The sequence below is a fragment of the Micromonospora sp. MP36 genome (assembly GCF_008119785.1).
Classification (GTDB): domain Bacteria; phylum Actinomycetota; class Actinomycetes; order Mycobacteriales; family Micromonosporaceae; genus Micromonospora.
This window is the reverse complement of the sequence record NZ_VSFA01000214.1, coordinates 1-4256: the sequence shown is the minus strand read 5'-3', so window position 1 is coordinate 4256 and position 4256 is coordinate 1. Positions and strand designations below refer to the sequence as shown.

4 protein-coding genes are annotated in these 4256 nt (G+C 68.0%); all 4 read left to right on the top strand.

From position 1 onward, the window contains the following. The first annotated feature begins 292 nt into the window (after positions 1-292). Entirely contained in the window at positions 293-832 is a 540-nt protein-coding gene (locus FXF52_RS40480; protein ID WP_148804928.1) for a (2Fe-2S)-binding protein, read from the top strand. Then, entirely contained in the window at positions 829-1833 is a 1005-nt protein-coding gene (locus FXF52_RS40475; RefSeq protein WP_148804927.1) for a xanthine dehydrogenase family protein subunit M, read from the top strand. Before FXF52_RS40480 ends, FXF52_RS40475 begins: the two co-directional genes overlap by 4 nt. After that, positions 1830-3956, top strand: coding sequence for a xanthine dehydrogenase family protein molybdopterin-binding subunit (locus tag FXF52_RS40470; protein WP_148804926.1), 2127 nt, complete (start codon positions 1830-1832; stop codon positions 3954-3956). The genes FXF52_RS40475 and FXF52_RS40470 overlap by 4 nt, the downstream gene beginning before the upstream one ends. Further along, a partial coding sequence (locus FXF52_RS44385; RefSeq protein WP_370518117.1) for an XdhC family protein occupies positions 3946-4256 on the top strand: 311 nt, incomplete at its 3' end. The genes FXF52_RS40470 and FXF52_RS44385, both read left to right, overlap by 11 nt.

Here is a 4256-nt window from a genome sequence, read left to right as displayed (position 1 = left end):
CGCCCGGCCGACGCCGAGTCGCAACGCCGGCCTGCTGTGGCGGGAACGGTGAGCCAATGGCGGCACGGGCGCCGAAGAAACCGCGCAGGATCAGGCAGAAGTTCAAGACTTCTGTGCAAGAGGGATTCGATGAACTGACGTAGCGTCTATGGCGTCTGTCAAATGGCCCCCGGCCGCGCAGCCCCGTCTTCGCTGCGCACCGGAGCGCGTCAGATATGAGGATATTCAGATCCGGCGGTTAGCCATTCGGTCCCATCCTGTGGGCTTCGAGCAAGGTGGTGAGAGGATCGCGATGACCGATAACACGCGTAGTGAGATCGCACTACGAGTCAACGACGAGACTTACCGATTGGCGGTGGACAACCGCAGAACACTCCTCGATGCGCTGCGGGACGACCTGAATTTCACTGGTGCGAAGAAGGGCTGTGATCATGGCCAGTGCGGCGCGTGTACCGTCCTGGTCAACGGACAGCGAGTGGTCTCCTGCCTCACCCTCGCTGTCGCCACCGACGGCGCTGCTGTCACGACCATCGAAGGCCTGGCCGGCGACGGTGAGCTGCGCCCGATCCAGGAGGCCTTTATCCGCCTCGACGGATTTCAGTGCGGATTCTGCACGCCAGGACAGATCTGCTCCGCGGTCGGGATGCTCGCCGAGCATGCGGCAGGCTGGCCCAGCGCAGTCACCCGCGACGGCTCACCGCATCGGGCAGGGGAACTGACCGAAGAGGAAATACGCGAGCGGATGAGCGGCAACCTGTGCCGCTGCAGCGCATACCCGTCGATCGTGCGTGCGATCCTCGAGGCCTCCGCCCGCGAGGCGGTGGCCGGATGAGAGCTTTCGCCTATCAACGGACGACACAGATCCGCGATGCCTTGAACCTCGTAGCCCAGCACGACGGGGCACGGTTCCTCGCGGGCGGCACCAATCTCGTCGACCTCATGAAAGCCGGAGTCGAATCACCCGCCCGCCTGGTGGACATACGAAGCCTCGCGTTGGGCGAGATCGGCGAAACGCCAGACGGCGGCCTGGTGCTCGGGGCGACGGCCACCAACAGCGCCGTCGCCGCCGACGCACAGGTGCGGCTCCGGTACCCGGCATTGAGCCAGGCGATCCTGGCAGGGGCCTCGGGCCAGCTGCGCAACATGGCAACCGTCGGGGGAAACCTCCTGCAACGCACCCGCTGCGCCTACTTCGCCGATCCGTCGGAGGCATGCAACAAGCGGGTTCCCGGCAGCGGATGCTCCGCAATCAACGGGGCTCACCACAACCACGCGATCCTCGACTGGACGGAGCATTGCGTGGCTACCCACCCCTCGGACATGGCGGTGCCGCTGAGCGCCTTCGACGCCGTGGTGCGATACGAGACCCTCGACGGCACTAGAGAGATCCCGCTGTCGAAGTTCTATCTCCCCGTCGGTAACCGCCCGGACCGGGAGACCGCCCTGCCCGACGGAGCCCTGATCACGGCAGTCGTGATACCGGCGACCGCGGTCGCCAGAAAGTCGCGCTACCGCAAGGTCCGGGAGCGCGCGTCGTACGCGTTCGCCACCGTTTCTGTGGCGGCAGCACTCGACGTCCAGCACGGCCTGGTGCAGGACGTGCGGCTCGCACTCGGCGGCGTGGCGTCACGGCCGTGGCGGGCGCGACTGGCCGAGTCCGCGCTGCGCGGCGGGCCGGCCACAGCCGAGCGAATCAGCGCAGCCGCCGACGTGGAGATCGCCGCCGCCGAGCCGCTGCGCGACAACGCATACAAAGTGACGCTCGCCCGCAACCTGATCGAAGCGGTTTTGACCGAACTCGCCGCAGACGCCGGAGAGGAGGGCAACGGATGAACCCCGACGAGATCATCGGTGCCGTTGGCGAATCGCGACCCCGGATCGAAGGCCGCCTCAAAGTCACCGGCTCCGCCCACTACGTCGCGGACCTGCCGATGCCTAACCTTGCTCACGGCTGGATGGTCACGGCCGCGGTGTCACGCGGCCGAATCCGGGACATCGACGCCACGGATGCTCTCGCCCAGCCGGGAGTCCTGGGAGTACTGGACCACCGCAACGCGCGGCGCCTCAACCCCGACATCGCCCACCACTTCGGCCCCGACCGCAGCCTCCCGCTGCTGCAGGACGAGGTGATTGAATACGCCGGCCGTCCCATCGCGCTCGTGGTGGCGGAGACACCCGAGCAAGCACGTGCCGCAGCGGCGGCATTGCGGGTGACTTACGACGCGGAGCCCCACGACATTGAGTTCTCCATGAACCATCCCGCCGCACGCCCCGCGTCCACCCTGTTTGGCCCGGAGGCCGACACCGGTGACCTGGAAGCCGAGCTCGCGGCGTCCGCGATGGTGGTGGACGAGCTCTACCACACACCGGAAGAGAGCCACAGCGCCATGGAGCCGCATGTCGCGACTGCATGGTGGGAGGACGGCCATCTCTACGCCTTCGACTCCAACCAAGGGCCCTTCAGCATCTCCCAGGTGATGGCCTCGCTGTTCCTCATCGACCCGGAACGTGTGCACATCCGCGCCGAGCACGTCGGCGGCGGCTTCGGCGCCAAAACCATCTGTGGGCCACAGATCATCCTGGCAGCGTTGGCCGCCGAGCATCTCCAGCGTCCGGTACGGGTCGCGCTCACCCGTAGACAGGTCTTCCTGGCAACCGGGTCGCGGCCGCCGACTGAACAGCGCGTCCGAATCGGCGCCGATGCCGACGGGCGGCTCCGAGCTATCCACCACCACGCCGCGTTCGCACATTCGCCGCTGGCTGAGTACATCGAGTGGTGCACCGAGCAGGCCCGAACCCTCTACGCGGCACCGGCGATCCGCACGGAACTCAGTGCGGTACCCCTCAACCTTCTGCCTCCGTGCTCCATGCGTGGACCCGGCGCGTCACCCGGTTCGTTCGCATTCGAGTCAGCCATCGACGAGGTAGCCGAACGGTTGCAGATCGATCCCCTGCAGTTGCGGCTGCTCAACCAGCCCGTCGTCAGTTCGGTGTCCGGCCGCCCATTCAGCACCCGCCGCCTGGTCCAATGCCTTCAGGAAGGCGCGCGCCGGTTCGGCTGGGCCCAGCGCGACCCCCGCCCCCGGGTCCGCAGGGAGGGCAACCTCCTCGTCGGCACCGGCGTGGCCGCCGTCGCGTTCATCGCCGGAGTCTTCCCCTCCTCTGCGACGATCACCGCGGAGACGGACGGGACATTCTCCGTCAGGGTCGGCGCCACCGACATCGGCACCGGAGCACGCACCGCGCTGATCGCCGTGGCCGCGGACGCCCTCGGTGTGAGCACCGAGCGCGTCCGCATGCACATCGGCGACAGCGACCTCGGCCTGGCCGCGGGAGCCGGCGGATCCCGAGGCACGACATCGTGCGCGTTTGCCATCACCGAGACCGCGAAGGCGCTGCGCGAGAAGCTGGGCGATTCCGCTAGACCAGTCACCGCGTCAGTCGACACCACACCGCTGATCAATTGGCAGCCGGCCGAAGAGCGATATACCTACAGTGCCGTGTTCGCCGAGGTCACCGTCGACCCAGCAACCGGAGAAGTGCGTGTTCGCCGGTTGCTCGGCATGTTCGCCGTAGGCCGTGTGATCAATCCGCTGCTGGCCCGCAGCCAGCTGATCGGCGGCATGATCGGAGGCCTGTCGATGGCGCTGCACGAGGAGTCCGTTCGCGATCCGCTCACGGGCCGCCTCGTCACTGCCGACTTCGCCGGCTACCACATCTCCGCCCACGCCGACGTACCCAACATCGAGGCCGACTTCGTGGCTGACTACGAGCCTCAGGATCCATCCGGATTCAACGGTCTCGGTGAGATCGGCAATGCCGGCACCGCTGCGGCAATCGCCAACGCTGTGTGGCACGCCACCGGCACCCGCCACCGAACACTGCCGATCAGCCTCAGCCGGGTCATCGAGCGCGCAGCGGCCCAGGACCGCCCGGAAGCCGTCAGTGTTGCGTGAAGTGTGGCCATTCGTGGACTCCAAGCGGCGGGCGGGCCAGTCGGTCGTACTGGCCCGCCTGGTGGCCCGTAACGGTCCCGGATCAAGGCCGCTGGGTTCAACGATGGCGGTCGCCGCGGACGGCACCTGGCGAGGCTCCGTGTCCGGTGGCTGCGTGGAATCGATAGTCGTCGAAGCGGCACGGTCCGTGTTGCACGGTGCGGCACCACACATACTGGCGGTGGCGCCCGGGGGGCCGGTGCCGCCCCGGGCAGAGGGGCCCCCCCCCCCCCCCCCGCCGGGGCTCCCGGCCCCCCCCCC

Bases quoted from the DNA above. Each gene is read 5' to 3' on its own strand.
- FXF52_RS40480 (WP_148804928.1), top strand. From the start codon at position 293: ATGACCGATAACACGCGTAGTGAGATCGCACTACGAGTCAACGACGAG.
- FXF52_RS40470 (WP_148804926.1), top strand. From the start codon at position 1,830: ATGAACCCCGACGAGATCATCGGTGCCGTTGGCGAATCGCGACCCCGG.
- FXF52_RS40475 (WP_148804927.1), top strand. From the start codon at position 829: ATGAGAGCTTTCGCCTATCAACGGACGACACAGATCCGCGATGCCTTG.